The 19,241-nt window shown below is 54.1% G+C and carries 17 protein-coding genes; 5 read left to right on the top strand and 12 right to left on the bottom strand.

Going from position 1 to position 19,241, the window contains the following annotated elements:
• The first annotated feature begins 32 nt into the window (after positions 1 to 32).
• Entirely contained in the window at positions 33 to 1,577 is a 1,545-nt protein-coding gene (locus CWE14_RS05125; RefSeq protein WP_126798419.1) for a leucyl aminopeptidase family protein, read from the top strand.
• A 110-nt stretch (positions 1,578 to 1,687) separates the two neighbouring features.
• Here the strand turns inward: CWE14_RS05125 and CWE14_RS05130 are convergent, their stop codons facing one another.
• Positions 1,688 to 2,137, bottom strand: a complete 450-nt coding sequence (locus CWE14_RS05130; protein ID WP_126788756.1) for an Hsp20 family protein — start codon at positions 2,135 to 2,137, stop codon at positions 1,688 to 1,690.
• Between the two features lie 195 nt (positions 2,138 to 2,332).
• Here CWE14_RS05130 and CWE14_RS05135 point away from each other — a divergent pair, with 195 nt between their 5' ends.
• From CWE14_RS05135 to CWE14_RS05145, 3 genes are read left to right on the top strand one after another with little or no spacing between them, the layout of a single operon-like run.
• Positions 2,333 to 2,752 (top strand): OsmC family protein, encoded by a 420-nt coding sequence (locus tag CWE14_RS05135; protein ID WP_126798420.1) that lies wholly within the window; start codon positions 2,333 to 2,335, stop codon positions 2,750 to 2,752.
• A gap of 37 nt (positions 2,753 to 2,789) precedes the next feature.
• Complete coding sequence (locus tag CWE14_RS05140) at positions 2,790 to 3,449, top strand: alpha/beta hydrolase (RefSeq protein ID WP_126798421.1); 660 nt, start codon at positions 2,790 to 2,792, stop codon at positions 3,447 to 3,449.
• Between the two features lie 14 nt (positions 3,450 to 3,463).
• Positions 3,464 to 5,536, top strand: a complete 2,073-nt coding sequence (locus CWE14_RS05145; RefSeq protein ID WP_241972329.1) for a S9 family peptidase — start codon at positions 3,464 to 3,466, stop codon at positions 5,534 to 5,536.
• On the opposite strand, the gene CWE14_RS05150 is transcribed toward CWE14_RS05145, so the two are convergent.
• The 11 genes from CWE14_RS05150 to dinB form a co-directional block, all read right to left on the bottom strand.
• Positions 5,537 to 6,889, bottom strand: coding sequence for an NfeD family protein (locus tag CWE14_RS05150; protein ID WP_126798422.1), 1,353 nt, complete (start codon positions 6,887 to 6,889; stop codon positions 5,537 to 5,539).
• A gap of 31 nt (positions 6,890 to 6,920) precedes the next feature.
• Positions 6,921 to 8,123, bottom strand: coding sequence for a phosphopentomutase (locus CWE14_RS05155; protein WP_126798423.1), 1,203 nt, complete (start codon positions 8,121 to 8,123; stop codon positions 6,921 to 6,923).
• A gap of 14 nt (positions 8,124 to 8,137) precedes the next feature.
• Complete coding sequence (deoA, locus tag CWE14_RS05160) at positions 8,138 to 9,484, bottom strand: thymidine phosphorylase (protein WP_126798424.1); 1,347 nt, start codon at positions 9,482 to 9,484, stop codon at positions 8,138 to 8,140.
• Positions 9,484 to 10,281 carry a deoxyribose-phosphate aldolase gene (gene deoC / locus CWE14_RS05165; RefSeq protein WP_126798425.1) on the bottom strand — a complete coding sequence of 266 codons (798 nt, stop codon included), beginning with the start codon at positions 10,279 to 10,281 and terminating at the stop codon, positions 9,484 to 9,486. Before deoC ends, deoA begins: the two co-directional genes overlap by 1 nt.
• A 16-nt stretch (positions 10,282 to 10,297) precedes the next feature.
• Positions 10,298 to 10,747, bottom strand: coding sequence for a cytidine deaminase (locus CWE14_RS05170; RefSeq protein ID WP_241972330.1), 450 nt, complete (start codon positions 10,745 to 10,747; stop codon positions 10,298 to 10,300).
• Between the two features lie 38 nt (positions 10,748 to 10,785).
• Positions 10,786 to 12,276, bottom strand: coding sequence for a glycerol kinase GlpK (glpK, locus tag CWE14_RS05175; protein WP_126798426.1), 1,491 nt, complete (start codon positions 12,274 to 12,276; stop codon positions 10,786 to 10,788).
• Positions 12,257 to 14,491 (bottom strand): sensor domain-containing phosphodiesterase, encoded by a 2,235-nt coding sequence (locus tag CWE14_RS05180; protein WP_126798427.1) that lies wholly within the window; start codon positions 14,489 to 14,491, stop codon positions 12,257 to 12,259. Before CWE14_RS05180 ends, glpK begins: the two co-directional genes overlap by 20 nt.
• A 95-nt stretch (positions 14,492 to 14,586) precedes the next feature.
• Complete coding sequence (locus CWE14_RS05185; RefSeq protein WP_126798428.1) at positions 14,587 to 15,684, bottom strand: ATP-grasp domain-containing protein; 1,098 nt, start codon at positions 15,682 to 15,684, stop codon at positions 14,587 to 14,589.
• A gap of 4 nt (positions 15,685 to 15,688) precedes the next feature.
• On the bottom strand, positions 15,689 to 16,174 hold the full coding sequence (purE, locus tag CWE14_RS05190) for a 5-(carboxyamino)imidazole ribonucleotide mutase (RefSeq protein ID WP_126788746.1): 486 nt from the start codon (positions 16,172 to 16,174) through the stop codon (positions 15,689 to 15,691).
• Positions 16,175 to 16,263: 89 nt separating this feature from the next.
• Positions 16,264 to 17,436 carry a dicarboxylate/amino acid:cation symporter gene (locus CWE14_RS05195; protein WP_126798429.1) on the bottom strand — a complete coding sequence of 391 codons (1,173 nt, stop codon included), beginning with the start codon at positions 17,434 to 17,436 and terminating at the stop codon, positions 16,264 to 16,266.
• Between the two features lie 80 nt (positions 17,437 to 17,516).
• On the bottom strand, positions 17,517 to 18,587 hold the full coding sequence (dinB, locus tag CWE14_RS05200; RefSeq protein WP_126798430.1) for a DNA polymerase IV: 1,071 nt from the start codon (positions 18,585 to 18,587) through the stop codon (positions 17,517 to 17,519).
• Between the two features lie 225 nt (positions 18,588 to 18,812).
• On the opposite strand from dinB, the gene CWE14_RS05205 reads away from it, so the two are divergent.
• Complete coding sequence (locus CWE14_RS05205; protein WP_126798641.1) at positions 18,813 to 19,196, top strand: c-type cytochrome; 384 nt, start codon at positions 18,813 to 18,815, stop codon at positions 19,194 to 19,196.
• The last annotated feature ends 45 nt before the right edge of the window (positions 19,197 to 19,241 follow it).

Genomic DNA, 19,241 nt, shown 5'->3' on the forward strand with positions numbered 1-19,241 from the left:
CCTTTGTTGTTTCAGACAAGGGCTATTTTTTTATGAAACTTGCACGATCATTAATGTTTGGTGCTGCGTTAGCACTTACCTCCACGCCGGTGCTGGCAGATTCGTACCTCAACACCAGTATTGCGTTTACTCAGCAGGCTGAGTTAGAGCAGGCAGATACCGTGGTTGTACTGGTTCCGGCTGACACTGAACGGCTCGATGTTCCCGGGCTGGCACGCTCCACCCGCGAACATCTTGAACGCGTGATGCAGGTTTCTGAATTTGATGGCAGTGTGGGCAGTGTGCTGGATGTGATGGCACCAGCTGATTCGCAGGCAGATCGTATCGTGCTGTTAGGTGTTGGCGATGTCACCATGCTGTCGCGGACTGATGCTGAAAAAGCGGGTGCGTCGCTGGCCGCTCACCTGGCCGATACCAGCGCCGACACTGTCGTTGTCGACACTCAAATGATCAACGCGGCGTCCAACCCGGCACTTTTGATTGCCAACATTGCGCATGGCGTCGACTTGCGCAACTACCGTTTTGACCGCTATCGGAGCGAACCAGAGGAACGACCTAAGCAGAACTTTACCTGGCGTGCTACCGAACAGGCCGAAGGTGAGTACAATCGCCTCAATGGTTTGGCTGAAGGCGTATTTTTAGCGCGTGAACTGATTAATATTGCACCCAGTGATTCAGCGCCAATGGCTTTTATTGAGCGTGTTCGCCACTTGGAAGAGCTAGGCGTTGAGGTTACTGTCTTAGGCCCGGAGCAGGTTCGTGAAATGGGTATGGGCGCGCTGTATGGCGTGGGTCAGGCAAGCCGCGATGGGGCTCACCTGCTGGCAATGCAGTGGCGTGGCAGTGACGATGCGCCTCTGGCGTTGGTCGGCAAAGGAAACACCTTTGATACGGGCGGAATTAATGTAAAAAGTTCTGCAGGCATGCGCTCAATGAAAACGGATTCAGCCGGCGGCGCCGCTGTAGTGGGTGCTATTAAGGCATTGGCGATGCAGAATGCTGCAGTGAATGTGGTTGGTGTAGTTCCATTGACTCAAAACATGATCTCACGCGACAGCCAGGTACCGAGTGACGTAGTCACCACGGGCAGCGGTATTACTGTCGAGATCAATAACACTGACGCAGAAGGACGTTTAATACTGTCAGACGGTCTTTGGTACGCGCGCAGTCAGTTTGAGCCGCGTGCAATGGTTGATATCGCAACACTGACTGGCGCTAAAGTACGTGCAATCGGTACTGAGTACTCAGCGATTTTCAGTGATGACGAGCGTATTCTTGCGACACTGAAATCAGCTGGTGAAGCGGTGGATGAACTGGTGTGGCAGCTGCCGATGCATGAGAACTACATGGCATCGATTCGCAGTGATGTGGCTGACTTGATCAATGGCGGTTCGCCGGGCGCGTCGGCAGGTGCCATGTTCCTGCGTGAATTCGCCGGTGACACGCCTTGGGCGCATATTGATATGGCTGGCAATGCGATGATTTCGTCACCGAACGGTATTCATCCGGCGGGTGCAACTGGCTACGGCGTGCGTTTGCTGACCGAATGGGTTTATCAGTATTCAGCGCAGCAGTAAGGCGTTGGTTAGCGCTCAATGCTTAGACAAATAGAAAGGCAAATATAAGACAAAGGCAGCTCGGATGAGCTGCCTTTTAGGTTACACAAGGTTAGTACTGCGGGTTGAGGTTAGCTTTTATGCTCAATCGCTGCGTCGGCGTTTTTAATGCTGATGCTGCGAGGCTTGTGTGCTTCCGGAACCTCTTTAACCAGATGGATATTGAGCAGGCCGTTGCGCATTTCTGCCTCGGTGACCTTAACGTGCTCTGCCAGGTTAAATTTACGTTCGAATGCACGTGCCGCAATACCCTGATATAAGTAGTTGCGCTCTTGCTCGTCGTCAGACTTACGTCCGCGTACGGTCAGTACGTCACGTTCGACCTGAATGTCGAGCTCGTCTTCCGCGAAACCAGCTACGGCAATGGTAATGCCATAACGGTTTTCACCCAGCGCTTCGATATTGTAAGGAGGGTAACCTCCAGAGCTGGTGTCACTGCGTAACGCGTTGTCGAGCATCGAAGCAAGGCGGTCAAAGCCAATGCTGCTGCGGTAGAGTGGAGTTAAATCAATTGTGTTCATAGGTCTATCCTCTTTTGAGCGATATAAATTGTTTCACCTGTGCAGGCTGGCGCTCTCTCAGAGACCCGCCGCCTACACTCTTTAAATGTGCGCAGACAGCCAGGTTTCAAGACTTGGGCGACTGAGAATTATGTTACTAATTGATTTATAAAGATTTATTTTTCCTATATTCAGAGCGTAAACGCGGAGGTGAATATGTCCAGCTGTCGATTAAAACCCGGTGTGGTGAAAGTGTCTGAACAGACCTTACCCTTCACCAACCAGGTAGTTACAGCGAAGCACGAGTGGTTGGCCGATGAGCCGGAAGACATGGGTGGTGCGGACCAGGGGCCAGCTCCCTTTGAAATGGTGCTGGCTGGACTTGGTGCCTGCACCAGCATGACGATGCGGATGTACGCACAGCATAAAAAGTGGCCGCTGGATAAAGTCTCGGTGACCTTATTGCATGTGAAAAAAGGCGCTGCAGATGGCAACAGTGATAAGTTCATTCGCCATATAGAGATTGAAGGGGATTTGAGCGATGAGCAACGCGAACGGCTGCTTGAGATTGCGAATAAATGCCCGGTGCATAAGTCTCTGACTGGGGCGCTGGAGATTGAATCCAAGTTGCTTTAGCATGCAACGTTGCTTTATTAGAACAGGATCTAGCACGATGACCTATTTACCTTGCGAAGAAGTGGTAAGCCGCGAACCCGTTAATGCCTCAGTCATCTGGTTGCATGGGCTGGGCGCGGACGGCAATGATTTTAAACCGGTGGTACCACATCTGGCGCAACCCGCTGGGGTCAACATCCGTTATGTTTTCCCGCATGCGCCGCGGATTGCGGTAACTATTAATAACGGTATGCAAATGCCGGCGTGGTACGACATTCTGGAAATGAGCCTCGACCGTAAGGTCGATAACGAACAGCTTTGTAAGTCTGCCGATGCGGTGATTGCCCTGGTTGAACGTGAAATTGAACGCGGTGTTCCGGCGGAGCGTATTATTCTGGCTGGCTTTTCCCAAGGTGGGGCGGTGGCGTACCAGGCGGCGCTGAGTTACCAGAAGAAACTCGCCGGGGTGATGTGTTTATCGACCTACCTGGCGACGCGTGAAACTATCCGCCTGAGCGCAGAGCAACAAACCACTCCCTTTCTAATCCACCACGGCTCGATGGACCCTGTGGTTCCACAGTCACTGGGCGAGCAGGCTCGCGACTGGCTGCAGGCGCGTGACTATCAGGTGGAATTCAAAAGTTATCCAATGCAGCATCAGCTATGCGCTGAGCAAATTGCCGATATCCGTGACTGGCTTACGTCGCGACTAGCTTAACAAAGAGGTTTTTTATGCGTTCTTTATTTACAGCAAGCTGGCTTGTACAACTCGCTGCGTTCGCCATGCTGGCAACCGCTGGCCTGAGTCTGCCCGCGACTGCCGAGGAAAAGCAGGTATTTAGTGCTGAGGATATCTTTGCACTGGAGTACGCCAGCGATGTGCAGGTGTCACCGGACGGCAGCCAGATTGCCTATGTGCGTAACAGCAACGACATTATGCAGGACAATACACGGCGTAACCTGTGGATTGTCGATACCGCGACAGGCCAGCATTATCCGTTGTACGCCGACGATGCCAGCTACACCCAGCCAACCTGGTCACCTGAGGGCGACCGACTAGCGTTTGTCAGTAACCAGAGTGGACGCAATCAGATCCACGTGCACTGGGTTGAGCAAGAGCGCAGTGCTGCGATAAGCCAGCTCGACGCCGCGCCGGCGAACCTTAGCTGGTCACCGGACGGACGCCAACTCGCATTTAGTATGGAAGTTGAGGCACAAGCGACTGAATTTGCCAGTTCGGTGCATCGGCCAGCTATGCCGGACGGGGCACAATGGGCTAAACGACCAGTGGTTGTAGAACGGGCTCAGTATCAGGCAGATGGCCGCGGGGTTATGCGCTCAGCGTATCGGCACATCTTTGTATTACCGGCGGATGGTGGCAGCGCGCGTCAGCTGACTGAAGGCAACTTCAATCATGGTGGGACGCTTGCATGGACGCCGCAGGGCGATGCCATTGTGTTTGCTGGCAACCGCAGTGAGAATTTTGAATTTGAGAGCCGGCTTAGCCACCTGTACCAGGTGAGCCTGGACGGCGACATTGAACAGTTAACGGATGAAGCCGGGACTAAGCGCAATCCGGTGTTCTCGCCGGACGGCCAGCATCTTGCTTATATTCAGGGAACTGGCGAAGCCGTGCCTTATGCCAATAGCAAGCTGCGGGTAATGAATTGGGGGAGTCAGCAAAGTGACGAACTGCTCAGTGATTTTGACCGTTCAGTCGGCAACCCGCACTGGCTTGGAAACGAGACTCTGGTTGTGAGTTACCAGGACCGCGGGCGAACAAAAATTGCCCGGGTGACCTTGCGTAGTCGCATTCTCGATATCCTCGAGGATGTATCAGGGCTGCCGTCCGGTCGGCCATATAACAGTGGCATGTTTAGCATGAATGAGCAGGGTGATATTGCTTACACCCGTGGTCATGCGACCCGCCTGGGTGATGTCGGTTTTAAGTCGGCAGACACCGAGCCTCGCTACCTGACTGACCTGAATGGCGATGTGTTGGGACAACGAACCCTCGGCGAAGTACATGAATTTACCTATCAATCGCAGACCGATGATAGTGAAATCCATGCCTGGTACATCACACCGCCGAATTTTGACCCGGACAAGAGCTACCCGCTGGTGCTTGAAATTCATGGTGGTCCACATCTGAATTACGGTCCCCACTTCAGTGCTGAATTGCAGCGCTATGCGGCAGAAGGCTACGTGGTGGTATACAACAACTACCGCGGCAGTACCTCTTACGGCGAGGATTTTGCCATGCTGCTGAACAACAAGTATGCCTCGGTGGATGACTTTGGCGACCATATGTCGGCGGTTGATGCGATGCTGGAAATGGGCTTCATTGACGAAGAGAATCTGTTTATTGCCGGTGGGTCTGCGGGTGGTATCGCAGCGACCTATGCGGTTGGTCTGACTGATCGTTTCAATGCGGCGGCCGCGACCAACCCGGTGATCAACTGGGTTTCCAAGGTTTTGACTGCTGACAGTTATATCGGCCAAATTCAGAATCAGTTCCCGGGCACCCCCTGGGAAGCGCACGACCATTACTGGCAGCGTTCACCGTTGTCACTGGTGGGCAATGTGACCACACCGACCATGCTGTTTACCGGTGAGTCGGACCGGCGCACACCTATCAGCGATACGGAACAGTATTATCAGGCCCTGCAGTTACGGGGTGTTGATACGGCGATGGTACGAGTGCCGGACGCCTATCACGGCGTGTCGGCGCGGCCCTCTAATATGATCGCTAAAGTGGAACATGCGCTGGCCTGGTTTGAGCGTTATAAAAAAGACAACGACTAGTTAGCGTGGTTTGGGTTTCCAGAAAGGCCGGGCAGGTTGCTGCTCGGTCTTTTTTATTTCCTCAACAAATGCCATGGTGCCCTGCTGGAACGTAACCCGGACCAGTTTGCCATGGGTTATCAGGCGGCTTGACTCGGCGGTGGCTGGCCACACCTCATCGCCTAGCTGAACCAGCCCTTGCGGATTAAGATTTTCAATCACCTTGCCTTGTTCGCCGACTACATTGCGGTCACTTGGCTTGCGGTTGCGCATCCGGCTGCGCGCCATCACCAGGGCGATAAAAGCGACTGAGGCCAACGCCACCAGTGCGACTGCGTAAATTAAATTCATCGATAACTCCATACCCGGGACTGAGCTGTCGAAGAGCATCAGTGAACCGGCGGTCAGCGCGATGACTCCACCCACGCCGATGATGCCGAAACTTGGTACAAAAAACTCGGCAACTAGCAGAATTCCACCGAGTACGATCAGCAGCAGGCCCACGGTATTAATAGGTAGTATCTGCAGCGAAAATGCGGCTAAAAGCAGGCAAACGGCACCCGTAATGCCGGGAACTAGTACGCCCGGGCTCATCAATTCAAAGATTAAACCATAAATCCCAACTAACAATAGTAAGTAGGCTATTTGTGGGTTTGCAAGCAGACTCAGGATCCGGTTGCGGGTGTCCGGAGCGTATTGACGAATCTCAAGGTCAGCGGTACGCAGGGATATAGTTTCGTCTTGCAGGCTAATCTCATGGCCATCAATATCGGCCAGCAGTGCTTCTACCGATGCGCTAACGTAATTGACTACATTCGCCGCCAGCGCCTCGTCGGCGCCAAGGGTAGCCGCCTCGCGTACCGCCTGCTCAGCCCAGTCGGCATTACGGCCGTTGCGTTCCGCCAGCGACCGGATGTGGGTCACAGCGTCATTGGTGACCTTGTCGCGCATGGCACTGTCCAGGTCATCGGCTTGCATCTGTACCGGTGTTGCTGCCCCGAGCTGTGACGATGGAGCCATCGCTGCAATGTGACTGGCATAGACCAGAAAGGTGCCGGCACTCGCCGCTCGCGCGCCTTCCGGGGAGACGTAGGTGACTATAGGTATGTCAGACTGCATAAATAACCGGGTGATATCACGCGTGGTACTGAGCAGGCCGCCGGGGGTGTCGATAGTAATCACAGCCAGTCGGGCGCCCTGATTCTGCGCTTTTTTCAGACTGCGTTCGAGGTAATCCGTGGTCGCCGGGCCTATAGGCCCTTCAATCAATAACTGGGCTACATGGGGCTGGTTGGCGTGGGTACTGGTCAGCCACAGACTTAGCGACGCTACACCGAGCAGGAGCATACTAGCGAGCAAGCGAAACCTTTTCACAGCCTGTCCTCTTAGCTAAGGAATACTAGGCTTAGCTTGGCAAAGTTAGAAAGCTTTTTCCATAGTCCAGTGGCGGCAGGTTGTGGTGAGTCGCAATACTCTGGCCAATGTCGGCGAAGGTGCCGCGTCGGCCTATATTGGCGCCTTTAATGCCCGGTCCGAAGCAAATTACCGGAACAAACTCACGGGTATGGTCGCTGCCGGGGAAACTGGGGTCACAGCCGTGGTCGGCCGTAATGAAGACCCGGTCGCCTGGTTTTAACTGCGCGATCAACTGTGGTAACCGCGCGTCGAACTCGTTAAGCGCATTGGCGTAGCCCTGGATGTCACGACGGTGGCCATACTGGCTATCAAAGTCGACGAAATTCGGGAATATGAGGCTGTTATCAGGGGCTGAACGCATCGCTTCCAGAGTGGCCGTGAAAATATCGTCATTGCCACTGACTTTCACTTTTTGGGTAATACCCTGATGGGCATAGATGTCGGCAATTTTGCCGATGCTGATAACTTCGCCGCCTGCTGCTTTTAACCGGTCAAGAACGGTGTCAGCTGGTGGTAAAACAGAATAATCGCGACGATTGCCGGTGCGTGTATAGTCACCGCTATTGCTGCCGCCAACAAAAGGCCGCGCAATAACCCGGCCTACATTCAGTTTCATGTCATCGAGTAACTGACGGGCATCCTCGCAAAGCCTGAGCAGGCGGTCGAGGCCGAAGTGTTCTTCATGGGCAGCAATCTGCAGCACGCTATCGGCCGAGGTGTAAACGATCGGCATGCCGCTCTGACAATGGCGGTCACCGAGCTGCTCCAGAATGGTGGTGCCGGAGGCGTGACATTCACCGAGTACCCCGGGAAGCTGATTACGTTGAATCAGTTGTTCAATAAACTCCGCTGGAAAGCACTTTGCTTGCTGTGGAAAATAATGCCAGTCAAACAGTACTGGCACGCCGGCCATTTCCCAGTGCCCGCTTGGGGTATCTTTACCGCGACTGATTTCAGCGGCGTAGCCGTATAAGGCGTCTACCGGGCCGTTGTAGGTAAGGCCTTGCGGGCGTTCGCCACTGGCTTGTTCGGCCAACAGGCCGAGCCCTAGGCGCTCCAGATTGGGCAGGGTAAGCTCGGCATGCCGCGCTATGCTGCCGAGTGTATTCGCCCCGGTATCGCCAAATTCCGCGGCGTCCTCACTGGCACCTACGCCAAACGAATCCATCATTAAGATAATACTGCGCGGCATGGCTCACCTCGTCGCTAGTCGATGCGGATCTGCTCCGCTTGCTGCGGGCTGATAGTGGAATAGACAACCGGGGTTGGCTTAGGTTGCGTGCTGGTTATATCAATACAGGCACGGAGCTGCCGGGCAGCCAGTTGTGCTGCTTGTTCGGTGCGTGCATGCACGGTGGCGATTGGCTGGCCTTTTTCAACCCGGTCGCCCACTACAGGTAATTGAGTGAGGCCGACTGCATGGTCAACCGGGTCTGCAGGGTTGGTGCGACCGCCGCCTAACTCGACGACCACCAAGCCGAGATCGCGGGTCTCAATGCGATGAATGAAACCGCTTTGCTCGGCGAGGATTGGCACTACCACAGGGGCAGCTGGCATTGAGGCCATCGGCTTGTCAATAAAGTCGGCGGGGCCACCTAATGCATGCACCATCTGCGCAAAGACTTCAGCGGCTTTACCATTGTCGAGCACACGCTGAAGTTGCTGATGAGCGTCTTCGTCGCTGCTGGCTAAGCCTGTCAGGGTCAGCATTTGCGCGGACAAGGCCATGGTCACCTGGTGCAGACGAGGATTACGATGTTTACCGGTCAGGTAGTCTACCGCTTCAAGCATCTCCACCGCGTTGCCAGCGGTACTACCAAGCGGTTGATTCATATCGGTTATGGTTGCAGAGGTGCGAACACCCGCCTGATTTGCCACTTTAACGATGCTTTCGGCCAGCCCGCTAGCGTCATCAAGCGTGGACATAAAGGCACCACTACCAGTTTTCACATCCATCGCCAGGGCGTCGAGGCCAGCGGCTAATTTCTTCGACAGTATCGAGGCTGTGATCAGCGGCATTGAATCCACGGTCGCGGTGACGTCACGGATGCCATAGAAACGTTTGTCCGCTGGCGCCAGATCGCTGGTCTGGCCGATAATCGCCACCCCTACGTTCTTCACGATATCGCGGAAGGTCGCTAAATCCGGGCTGGTGTTGTAGCCATGAATGCTGTCGAATTTATCCAGAGTGCCGCCGGTATGGCCAAGCCCACGTCCTGAAATCATCGGCACATAGCCGCCACAGGCTGCGACCATAGGCCCAAGCATAAGGCTGACCATGTCACTGACACCGCCGGTAGAATGTTTATCCACCACCGGGCCAGGCAAGTCGAGATCATCCCACTTGAGGACACTGCCGGAGTGCATCATATTGCGCGTTAGAGCGACTCGCTCCTGCAGGTTCATGCCGTTAAAGTACACTGCCATAGCGAACGCAGCGACCTGGCCTTCGGTCACGGTGCCTTTGGTGATGCCGTTGACGAAGAAGGCAATTTGTTCATCTGAGAGGTTTTTTCCGTCTCGTTTAGCGCGAATAACTTCCTGCGGTAACATTAGTAGGCTCCTTGCTCGGATGACTTGGTTTCGGCACCCGTCAGCTCGTCTTTTAAGGCGTTCAACAATGAGCTGGCACCAAAACGGAACAGGGCTGGGGTCAATTGTCCAGCTCCTACGCTGTTTTCTACCAGGTTAAAATAGGTTGTGACGTCATCCAGGTTGCGCACTCCACCGGCAGGTTTGAAACCGACCTTGCGTGGTTGTGCTGCGATGCACTCAAGCATAGTACGGGCTGACTCAGGGGTGGCATTGACGGCTACTTTACCGGTGGATGTCTTGATAAAGTCTGCACCTGCCTGGATGGCGAGTTCACTGGCGCGCTTAATCAGCTGAGCGGATTCAAGTTGACCCGTTTCGAGGATAACTTTTAGCTGGGCCTGGTTTCCGCAGGCCGCTTTGCAGGCTGCAATTAAGTTAAATACAGTTTTCTCATCGCCGTCGAGTAGCGCCTGATAGGGCATTACGACATCGACTTCATCAGCGCCATAAGCAACGCACGCTTGGGTCTCTTTCACGGCCGTATCAATATTAGCGCGGCCATGGGGGAAGTTAGCGACCGTCGCTATACGCACCTGATAGAAACCGAGTGCATCCAGGGTCTCACGGGCAAAAGGAATGAAGCGCGGATAAATACAAAGCGCCGCCACACTATGCGCCTGACCGTTGTGGTCGGTTACCACGGCCTGTTCACACAGCGCGCGAATACTAGCCTCGTTGTCATCGTCGTTGAGGCTGGTCAGATCGAGTAGGCTGACGGCTTTTGCGGCAATCTGTTGTCTGGCTTGCTGGTTCATAGAGGTTCCTTGCTGGCTAATCCGCCTGCGCGACGTTCAAATGCTGCGGACCAAATGAATAGGGTAGTAGCTGGTCAAGCAGAAGCGACTTACGAATGCCTTCCGGACCGCAAATATGGACGGTGGTTGTGCTATCGGCAAACTCGCGGATACGCTGACGACAGCCGCCACAGGGGCTGACCAGGCCGTCGCCGGCGCCGATTACGTAGATAGCCTGAATTCGCTGTTGTCCCGCCATCACCATTGCTGAAATGGCACCGGCCTCGGCACAGGTACCTTCCGGGTAGGAGGCGTTCTCGACATTGCAGGCACTGAATACGCTACCGTTGCGGGTGACCACCACCGCGCCTACTTTAAAACCTGAATAGGGCGAATAGCTTTTTGCCATAGCCTGACGCGCGAGCTCTACCATAGCCTCGTGATCAGGACCGGGCTGCCGATCTTGTTGCGAAAGTTGTTTAGTCACTTTCAATCAACCCTGACAATAAAAAAAGGGCAAGTAGTTTAGCGGATTTTGGCCACTGCGGCTAACCATCTTTGCCGGATCTCATCGCGAATTAACGCGTTCAGATTGCTGCTAAACTCAATGTCGACCTTATGCAGCGCTGTTATATCTTCAAGGCTGTTGAAAACCCCGCTCTGCAACCCGGCCAAAAAGGCAGCGCCAAGCGATGTTGCCTCACTGATAGCGGCCCGCTCCACCGGCAGTCCGGTCATGTCGCTTAAGGCCTGTAAAAACCAGCGGTTGTCTGTCATGCCGCCATCGACCCGGAGGCGGGTTGCGGGCTGACCGTCATCGGCCATTGCCTGCAGTAAATCCTGGCTTTGCATGGCGACACTTTTTAACGCGGCAGCCGCCAGTTCTTCACGACCGGTATCGCGGGTCATACCGAATAACGCTGCGCGTGCGTCCGGGTCCCAGTAGGGGGCTCCCAGGCCAGTAAAAGCTGGCACCAGAATTTCGCTTTGCTGGTAATCAACTCCTTCGGCGAGGGTTTCGCTCTCTGCTGACGTACTTAGCACGCCTAAGCTATCGCGGAGCCACTGAATAATGGCGCCGGCCATAAAAATACTGCCTTCCAGGGCATAGGTTGGTTCGCCGTTCAGCTGATAGGCGAGCGTTGTGAGTAGTCGGTTGTCCGAAAATATCGGGCTCGAACCTGTATTGAGCAAAGCGAAGCAGCCTGTGCCATAGGTGCTTTTTAACATGCCTTTATGAATACATGCCTGCCCTATGAGTGCGCCTTGCTGATCGCCAACCATGGCTGAGATTGCGATAGGGTGGCCAAAAAATTCAGCGTCGGTATGGCCGAAATCACTGGCATTATCTCTGATTTCAGGCAACACCGAGGGAGGTATATCAAGGATTTCGAGCAATTCGTCATCCCATTGCCGGGTCGCTAAGTTCATTAGCAGTGTGCGTGACGCGTTGCTGGCATCGGTCGCATGGACCTTACCGTTGGTCAGGCGCCAGAGCAGGTAACAGTCGACGGTACCAAAACAAAGTTCGCCGCGCTCCGCGGCTTCGCGAGCGCCCTCCACGTTGTCCAGTAACCAGCGCAACTTGGTCGCCGAGAAATAAGGGTCGAGCAGCAATCCGGTACGTTCGCGGAACAAGGGCTCCAGCCCCTGTTGTTTTAAGCTGTCACAAAAGCGGGCGGTGCGTCGGTCCTGCCAGACAATGGCGTTTGATAAAACCTTGCCGGTTGAACGTTCCCATAGCAAGGTGGTTTCACGCTGGTTGGTGATACCCAGTGCTTTAATGTGTTGTGGTTCGATACCACTGTCGCGAATAACCTGCTGACAACTTTGTAGCGTGGTTTGCCATAAATCTTCGGCATCATGCTCCACCCAGCCGTTGTGCGGATAATGCTGTTCGAACTCAAACGCGGCACTGCACTGAGGTTGTAACAGCGAATTGTACAAGATGGCACGGCTGGAGGTTGTGCCCTGATCGAGGGCCAGAAGGTAAGTGTCAGCTTGAGCGTTTGCCATGGGTGAAGAGGTCGCCTATTGGTTGAGGTTTGCCAATACCATACCCTTGCGCGTAGTCTACGCCAAGGTTTGCCAGGCGATCTGACAATTCAACATTCTCCACAAACTCGGCAACAGTTTTGAGTTGCATCGCGGCCGCTACCTTACAAATTGCGTTGACGATGCTCTCATCGACGTCGTTGTTTGCGAGTTCACGGATAAAAACCCCATCGATTTTTATCTCGTCAAAATGGAATTGGCGCAGGTATTCAAACGACGCCAGGCCAGTACCAAAATCATCAAGGGCGACTCGGCACCCGAGGGCATGCACATCAAGAATAAATTTGGTGGCCTGTTGGGTGCTGGTTATGGCTTCGGTTTCTGTTATTTCAAAGGTTAGTTTGCTCGCCGGTATTTGAAAATAATTCAGTTGCTGGGCAATGTAGTTGGCAAGGTCAGGATCTGACAATGATGCCCCGGAGAGGTTGATCGCACATTTGCAGGTGCCCTCAAGGCGAGCGCTATCGGCGGCAAGAAATGCCATCGTATGGTGGATAACCCAGCGGTCGAGTGCGGGCATCAGGCCAAAGGCCTCGGCGGCTGGCATAAACTGGGCCGGGGACAAAAGCTCGCCCTGTTCGTCGCGCATCCGCACCAGGACTTCAAAGGCTCTGCCTTCTTCCGGCTCCCGTAGAGCACGGATTTCCTGCGCAAAGAGTTCAAGTTCATCGTTCTCGATGGCGTCTTTTAATAACCCAAAGCGATTCAGCTTGCTGTAGTGGTCCGCTGCCACCTGTTTGGGGTTGTCTACCCAGTACACATTCAACGAATGCTGCTTGGCAATATTAGCCGCCTGAGCAGCCACACTGACATACTGTTGGGGGCTATAAAGCTGGCCATTAACCGGCGTTACTCCTATCGAGATACGTAAATTAGAGCGCATCCCGGCTTCGTCCACTGGCCGCGACAAGCGTTGCTGCAATTCATTGACTGCTATCTCCGCCTGCGTTTTAGTGCTGTTTGGCAGGAGCACGGCAAAGCGGCCCTCGCTTAACCGGGCGATCACGGCGTGGTCCACGGCAAACTGCTGCAATTGCTGGGTCAGCACGCTCTCAACGGTTATGGCACCGTCCAGTGCTAATAATTCTTTGATGATTTGAATATCGATCAGGCTAATGTAAGCCAGGTAATGCTGACCGTTACGGTTGGTTTCCAGTAGCTCTTTTATTTCCTGATATAACCCACGGTCATTTGCCAGGCCGGTACGATAGTCTTGGTACGCCTGGCGGCGAAACCGGTCGAGCAGCAGGTGGCGCTGGTGATTAATATTAGCGACCAGCTGTGCCATAACTGCCAGAAAACCAACCTGGAGTAAGACGCGGAGTAATCCGGTAATGTCCTCAACGGCAGGTAAACCACCCCATTGGTAAATAGAAAAAACGACGAAGATAGCGGCAAAAATTGGAATGATACTATCCAGGGATGGTGGGCTCGCTTCGGCGGCAAACCAACATACCAGCGGGAATAGCGCGAGAGCGAAAATGGGCGCGTAACGGTCGTCGCCCAGTTGGCCGAGAATAACCGACAAGGTGATCGCGAGGAGGACCATGACGGCCCAGATAAGGATCGGCTTTTTCGCAAAATCGACGCGAATGGACTGCCAGGTAAACGACGGTCGGCGCAGCATAAAGAAGAACAGTGGGGCGAAGAGAATAACGCCAAGGCCTTCGAGCAGCCAATAGACTAGCCAGATATCCTGCCAGGCGAATTCGGCGGCGGCAGGCACCGAGAAACGGTAGCCAAGGGAGCCGATTAACGATGAAATACCGCTTCCGACAAAAGCGCCCTTAAAATACAGATTAGGAAGATAATGCAGCGGGGACAAGGTGCCGCGAGCACTGATGCTATGTTTGCCGCGTTCAATCAGTAGTCGGGCAACGAGGCTTCCGCAGGCAAGTCCGGCTGCACCGGAAACCGCCATGGCCCAGGGTTCATTCATCAACATGGATGACCAGAACACCATGCAGGGGACCAGCAACCATAATGGGCGGTTACCCAGCGCGAGCACCGCACCAAGGAATATACCAGAAGCGGGCCACAGGGCTGAGAAGGCAACCCCGGGTAAGGTTAACCAACGCGATGCAGCGGACAGACCTAACGTGGCAACGGCCAGAAAGAGCCACTGCCAAACCGGTAATCGGGCAAAGTGGCGCTGAAATATGGAGGCTGCGTTCATGAACCCAACTGAAAAAAAGAGTGTGCTATCTAAACGTTCATAAATACTGAATGGTTCATTCGACAGCCAGTTTTTATTTACTGCGCAGGCAGACCTCAGTCAGCCAGTTGTTGTGCCTGTGGCTGCTCGCGATCGACGAACGCCAGTGCTTCGCCACGGCTCGTGGTGCGCCAGTTAATATGGCCGACCTTACGTCCGGGGCGAGCATCTTTGCCATACCAGTATGGGTCGGCGTCGCTTGGCCACAGGTGCTCGGCGATTTGACTGACCCCAATCACATTTAACATGACCGTAGCCTGAGTATTCAATGCTGCCGGAAATGGCATGCCGGTAATGGCCCGAATATGCAGGTCAAACTGGTCGCAACTGCTGCCTGTCAGGGTCCAGTGGCCGGAATTATGCACGCGAGGGGCGACTTCATTCACTAACAGGCGTGCGCTACTCGCTTCTCCCACCACAAAGAATTCAATCGCAAGGGTGCCTACATACTGCAAATGGTCGGTCAAACGTTTGAAGAAATCTTCGGCCTGCGCCTGTAAATGCTCTGGCAATTCGGTCATTCCAGCCAGGGTATGACTGAGGATGCCCTGGCGGTGGACATTCTCGACCAGCGGGAAGCAGCAAATGTCGCCTTGTGCATTGCGCGCGCCGACAATGGAAACTTCACAGGTGAAGTCGATCATGTCTTCGACAATACCGCGCTGGGCGCCGGCTTGTTGCAGCAACTCAGGTGCGATGTTGCTATCCGCTTGCGGGCGGTGACGCCATTGGCTACGTCCATCGTAACCGCCCTGGGCTGCTTTAATGACCACCGCATTTTGTGTCTGCTGCAGGCAGGCCTGCAACTCATCCCGGGTTTTGAAAGACTGCCAGGGCGAGGTCGCCAGAGCGAGTTCATCGCACAGCGATTTTTCTAACTCGCGATCCGTTAATGCCAGGATGTTGTCGGTGGGTGACAGAAACTTAGCTTTACAAATGGCAACGTGCGCAGGGGCCAGTTGTTCGTGCTCCCAACTGACTACGTCGGCCCATTCAGTCGCCGCGGCGATATCCATGGGTAATGGTTCGTAGGCGGCGACCGGCATGACCTGGTCAGTTTTGGTATCGACTAACAGGCATGCGTGTCCATAATGTATCGCGGCTCGGCCAAGCATTTGCCCCAACTGGCCATTACCCAGAATAAGGATATTCACTACGTTATAACTCCAGCTTTGAGTTCTGCATTACTTTGTCACGTTGCGCTGCGCGGAAGCTCTTAATACGTCCGGCTACATCGCTGTCATGGGTGCCAATTACCTGTGCGGCGAGCAGGCCAGCATTGGCAGCGCCGGCATCGCCAATGGCCAGGGTGCCAACGGCGACACCTTTGGGCATTTGCACAATCGACAATAAGCTATCAATGCCTTTTAGGGTGCGGCTCTGCACCGGAACCCCAAATACCGGCAGGTGGGTGAAGGCTGCTAACATGCCCGGCAAATGCGCGGCGCCACCAGCGCCGGCAATGATCACCCGGACATTGCCCTGTTCGGCTTCCTGCATCGTGCTTTGCAGCAGGTCCGGGGTGCGGTGGGCCGAAACCACGCGGGCTTCCCAGTCGACACCCAGATCATCCAGCATGGTTGCTGCATGGCGCATGACTGGCCAGTCGGATTGCGAGCCCATTAAAATCAGTACGGATGCCATGATTCTTGCCTCTTTGAGCGCGAAGTGCGCTTTCCAGTTAGATTTGAAAAGCGCTGGATTTTAGCAGATTTATTGAACAAAAGCACTGCTTAGGCAATGTCATCTGTTGCGTTTGTGTCTTTCTTCGCAAACTTATTCACCCACAGGGCAATGGCGCCGTCACCGGTTACGTTGCAAGCAGTGCCCAGGCTGTCTTGTGCCATATAGAGTGCGATCATTAGCGCCACGGCACCTTCGCCGAAGCCAAGCATACTGGTGAGCAGACCAATGGCAGACATGACCGCACCTCCGGGGACGCCTGGCGCGGCGAGCATGACTACGCCGAGCATCAACAGGAATGGCAGCATGTCGAAGAAGTTCGGGATAGCAAGCCCTTCGCGCATTGCCATGACAGCAACAGCGCAGGTGGTGATGGTAATAATTGAGCCCGACAGGTGCGTGGTTGCGCACAGTGGAATGGTAAAGTCGGCAATGCGTTTGCTGACCCCATTTTGCTTGGTTGCCTGCAATGTGACTGGAATGGTTGCGGCACTGGACATGGTCCCAAGCGCGGTAAAATAGGCTGGCAGCATATTTTTGATCAGGCGCAGGGGAGATTCGCCCAGAGCCAGACCGGTACTGACAAACATAATGCTGAGCCAGAGCCAGTGCATGGCGACGGCCAGCACCAGGATAATGCCAAAGGTCTGCAGGGTCGCGAATACGGTGCCGGAGAGCGCCAGATCAGCAAATACACCAGCAATATAAAACGGCAGCAGTGGAATAATCACTCTGGTTAACAGCAGCTCAATCACGTCACGGCCTTCGTCTGAAACCTGACGCAACGACGTAGCCTGCAGTGCGCTGATACCTAAGCCAAATACAAAAGCGGCTGCCAGTGCCGTCATAACACTGAGCAAGGGCGGAATTTCAAGGCTAAGCAATGGCAGCACACCATGTGCACCGAGGTTTTCAACCGAACCACTTGCTGCGGTGAGCGAAGGGACGATGGCCGCGGTTATAAAATAAGCCAAGCTGCCGGCGACAATAGTCGAGCCGTAGGCAATAGCCAGGGTTCGCCCAAGCAAATGGCCGGACTTTTGCGGCAGGTTTGCGATCCCACTGGTAATAAAAAATAAAATTAATAAAGGAATGGTGAACGTGAGCAACTCACTGAACAGATCTTTAAACGTGAGCAGAACACGGTTTAACCATTCCGGGGCGAACAGGCCAATCAGGATGCCGCCGAGAATACCGGCAATTAATTTCAATATCAGTTTCATAATACAGCTGTAACAGGTTGGTCAGGGGATAACGGAGATTACCACAGCTGAGGTAACGGCGTTAGCCGACCAGTGTTGGTTTACTCGAGGTCGAGCTCAAGCTGACGCGAGGAATCAGGGTCGGGCAGGGTAACGCTGATGCCTATTAAGCGAACTGAGCGCAACGCACGGCGGTCCCAGGCCTCGCGTAGCAGGCTATAAAATATCGAGGGACTGATACGGTTGCTGGCGCGGGAGACCGTCGTTTGCTGAAAATCATTGAACTTCAGCTTAACGGTCTGAGTTTTGATGCGGGCATCCTGCCAGCGGTCAATACGCAGGCGGCGCTTTAACGATGGCAGCAGTTCGCGTTCCGTGAACTGCTCCACTGCGCGCAGCGAGGTCAGATCCTGACGCAAGGTTTCTTCGGTGCCGACGCTTTTGCGAACGCGGGTGGTAACGACCTCGCGAAGATCAATCCCCAGGCAGCGCTGGTGGAGCACATAACCTGCCTTGTCGCCGAGTACTTGCTGCAGCTGCTCGAGTTGCAGTGCCTGGATATCGGCGCCGTAATGCCAACCCATGGTTTGTAAACGTTGCTGACTTTTGGGCCCGATGCCTGGAATTCGGGCAAGTGCCAACTGACCAATATAACTGAATACCTGATCGGGTTTGATTAGGGTCTGGCCATCGGGTTTGTGCTCTTCCGAGGCAATTTTAGCGACCATTTTCTGATTTGAGATACCGGCAGATCCAGTCACTCCAAATTCTCTTAGCTCGTCACGGATCATCTCCATTGTCAGTGACGCACTGCCCTTACACAGCTGGTTTTCAGTCAGGTCGAGATAGAACTCATCAATCGAGGCAGGTTCCATATGAGGCGTTACTTCCAGTAAACGTTGCTGGATTTGCAGGGAAGTATCTTTATAGGCAGCCATGTCAGGTCGCACAAAATGCAGCTGCGGGCATAGCCGGCGGGCCTGATGACCGGGCATGGCGCTGCGAACACCAAACTGGCGGGCGAGGTAGTTGGCGGTTGCGACCACCCCTCGCTCACCACCACCGCCTACTGCAAACGGAACGTTTGCCAGCGCTGGATCTTTTTTTACTTCCACCGCGGCAAAGAAGGCATCGAGGTCAAGTAAGGCAATTTTACGGTCATGTGGGTCCATCCACTGAGTTTATCACAGTGATCTTTTTCCCATACGAGTGGTAATGAAAAGAGACAGCTATTTAACCGAGCAAGGTTTGTGGCTATAATCGGCGGAGGTTTAAACCTCTAAGTACGGTGATAACCCCCCAGGCAAAGGTTGCGAATGGGGTAGGCCGTCGTTTGGCAATCTCAGGAGATAACTGTGAAAGTAGCGAAATTAGCGAATTGGAAGACTTGGGTAGCGATGGCGGCAGGAATGGCTATCGCAGGCGGTGTTGCTGTTGCACAGGATATGTCAGAAGACAGCATTGCAGAACGCATAAAGCCAGCGGGCCAGGTTCGTATGGCGGGTGAGTCGTCTGCAGCGCAAAGCGGTGGTTCGAGTGAGCCTCGTTCAGGTGAACAAGTTTATAACCAGGCTTGCGCAGCTTGTCACGCAGGTGGTGTACTGGGTGCGCCGAAAAAAGGCGATGCCGGTGACTGGGAAGAACGTATTGCCAAAGGGATGGACGTATTGTTAGACCATTCTATCAATGGTTTTAACGCGATGCCTCCACGTGGTGGTTGTGGTGCGTGCTCGGACGACGAGATTGAAGCCGCCGTTGAGCACATGATCGCGGGCTTATAAGTCCGGTAAAAATTTGAGTTCTATAAAGCCGCCTCATTGAAGGCG

Source organism: Aliidiomarina soli (assembly GCF_003986975.1).
In the GTDB taxonomy this organism is placed as follows: domain Bacteria; phylum Pseudomonadota; class Gammaproteobacteria; order Enterobacterales; family Alteromonadaceae; genus Aliidiomarina; species Aliidiomarina soli.

Excerpts from the sequence above, each read along its gene's own strand:
- CWE14_RS05180 (WP_126798427.1), bottom strand. The coding sequence starts at position 14,491 with ATGAACGCAGCCTCCATATTTCAGCGCCACTTTGCCCGATTACCGGTT.
- CWE14_RS05205 (WP_126798641.1), top strand. The coding sequence starts at position 18,813 with ATGGCGGCAGGAATGGCTATCGCAGGCGGTGTTGCTGTTGCACAGGAT.
- CWE14_RS05135 (WP_126798420.1), top strand. The coding sequence starts at position 2,333 with ATGTCCAGCTGTCGATTAAAACCCGGTGTGGTGAAAGTGTCTGAACAG.
- CWE14_RS05195 (WP_126798429.1), bottom strand. The coding sequence starts at position 17,436 with ATGAAACTGATATTGAAATTAATTGCCGGTATTCTCGGCGGCATCCTG.
- deoC (WP_126798425.1), bottom strand. The coding sequence starts at position 10,281 with ATGAACCAGCAAGCCAGACAACAGATTGCCGCAAAAGCCGTCAGCCTA.
- CWE14_RS05140 (WP_126798421.1), top strand. The coding sequence starts at position 2,790 with ATGACCTATTTACCTTGCGAAGAAGTGGTAAGCCGCGAACCCGTTAAT.
- CWE14_RS05130 (WP_126788756.1), bottom strand. The coding sequence starts at position 2,137 with ATGAACACAATTGATTTAACTCCACTCTACCGCAGCAGCATTGGCTTT.
- dinB (WP_126798430.1), bottom strand. The coding sequence starts at position 18,587 with ATGGACCCACATGACCGTAAAATTGCCTTACTTGACCTCGATGCCTTC.
- deoA (WP_126798424.1), bottom strand. The coding sequence starts at position 9,484 with ATGTTACCGCAGGAAGTTATTCGCGCTAAACGAGACGGAAAAAACCTC.
- CWE14_RS05155 (WP_126798423.1), bottom strand. The coding sequence starts at position 8,123 with ATGCCGCGCAGTATTATCTTAATGATGGATTCGTTTGGCGTAGGTGCC.
- CWE14_RS05125 (WP_126798419.1), top strand. The coding sequence starts at position 33 with ATGAAACTTGCACGATCATTAATGTTTGGTGCTGCGTTAGCACTTACC.
- glpK (WP_126798426.1), bottom strand. The coding sequence starts at position 12,276 with ATGGCAAACGCTCAAGCTGACACTTACCTTCTGGCCCTCGATCAGGGC.
- CWE14_RS05145 (WP_241972329.1), top strand. The coding sequence starts at position 3,464 with ATGCGTTCTTTATTTACAGCAAGCTGGCTTGTACAACTCGCTGCGTTC.
- purE (WP_126788746.1), bottom strand. The coding sequence starts at position 16,174 with ATGGCATCCGTACTGATTTTAATGGGCTCGCAATCCGACTGGCCAGTC.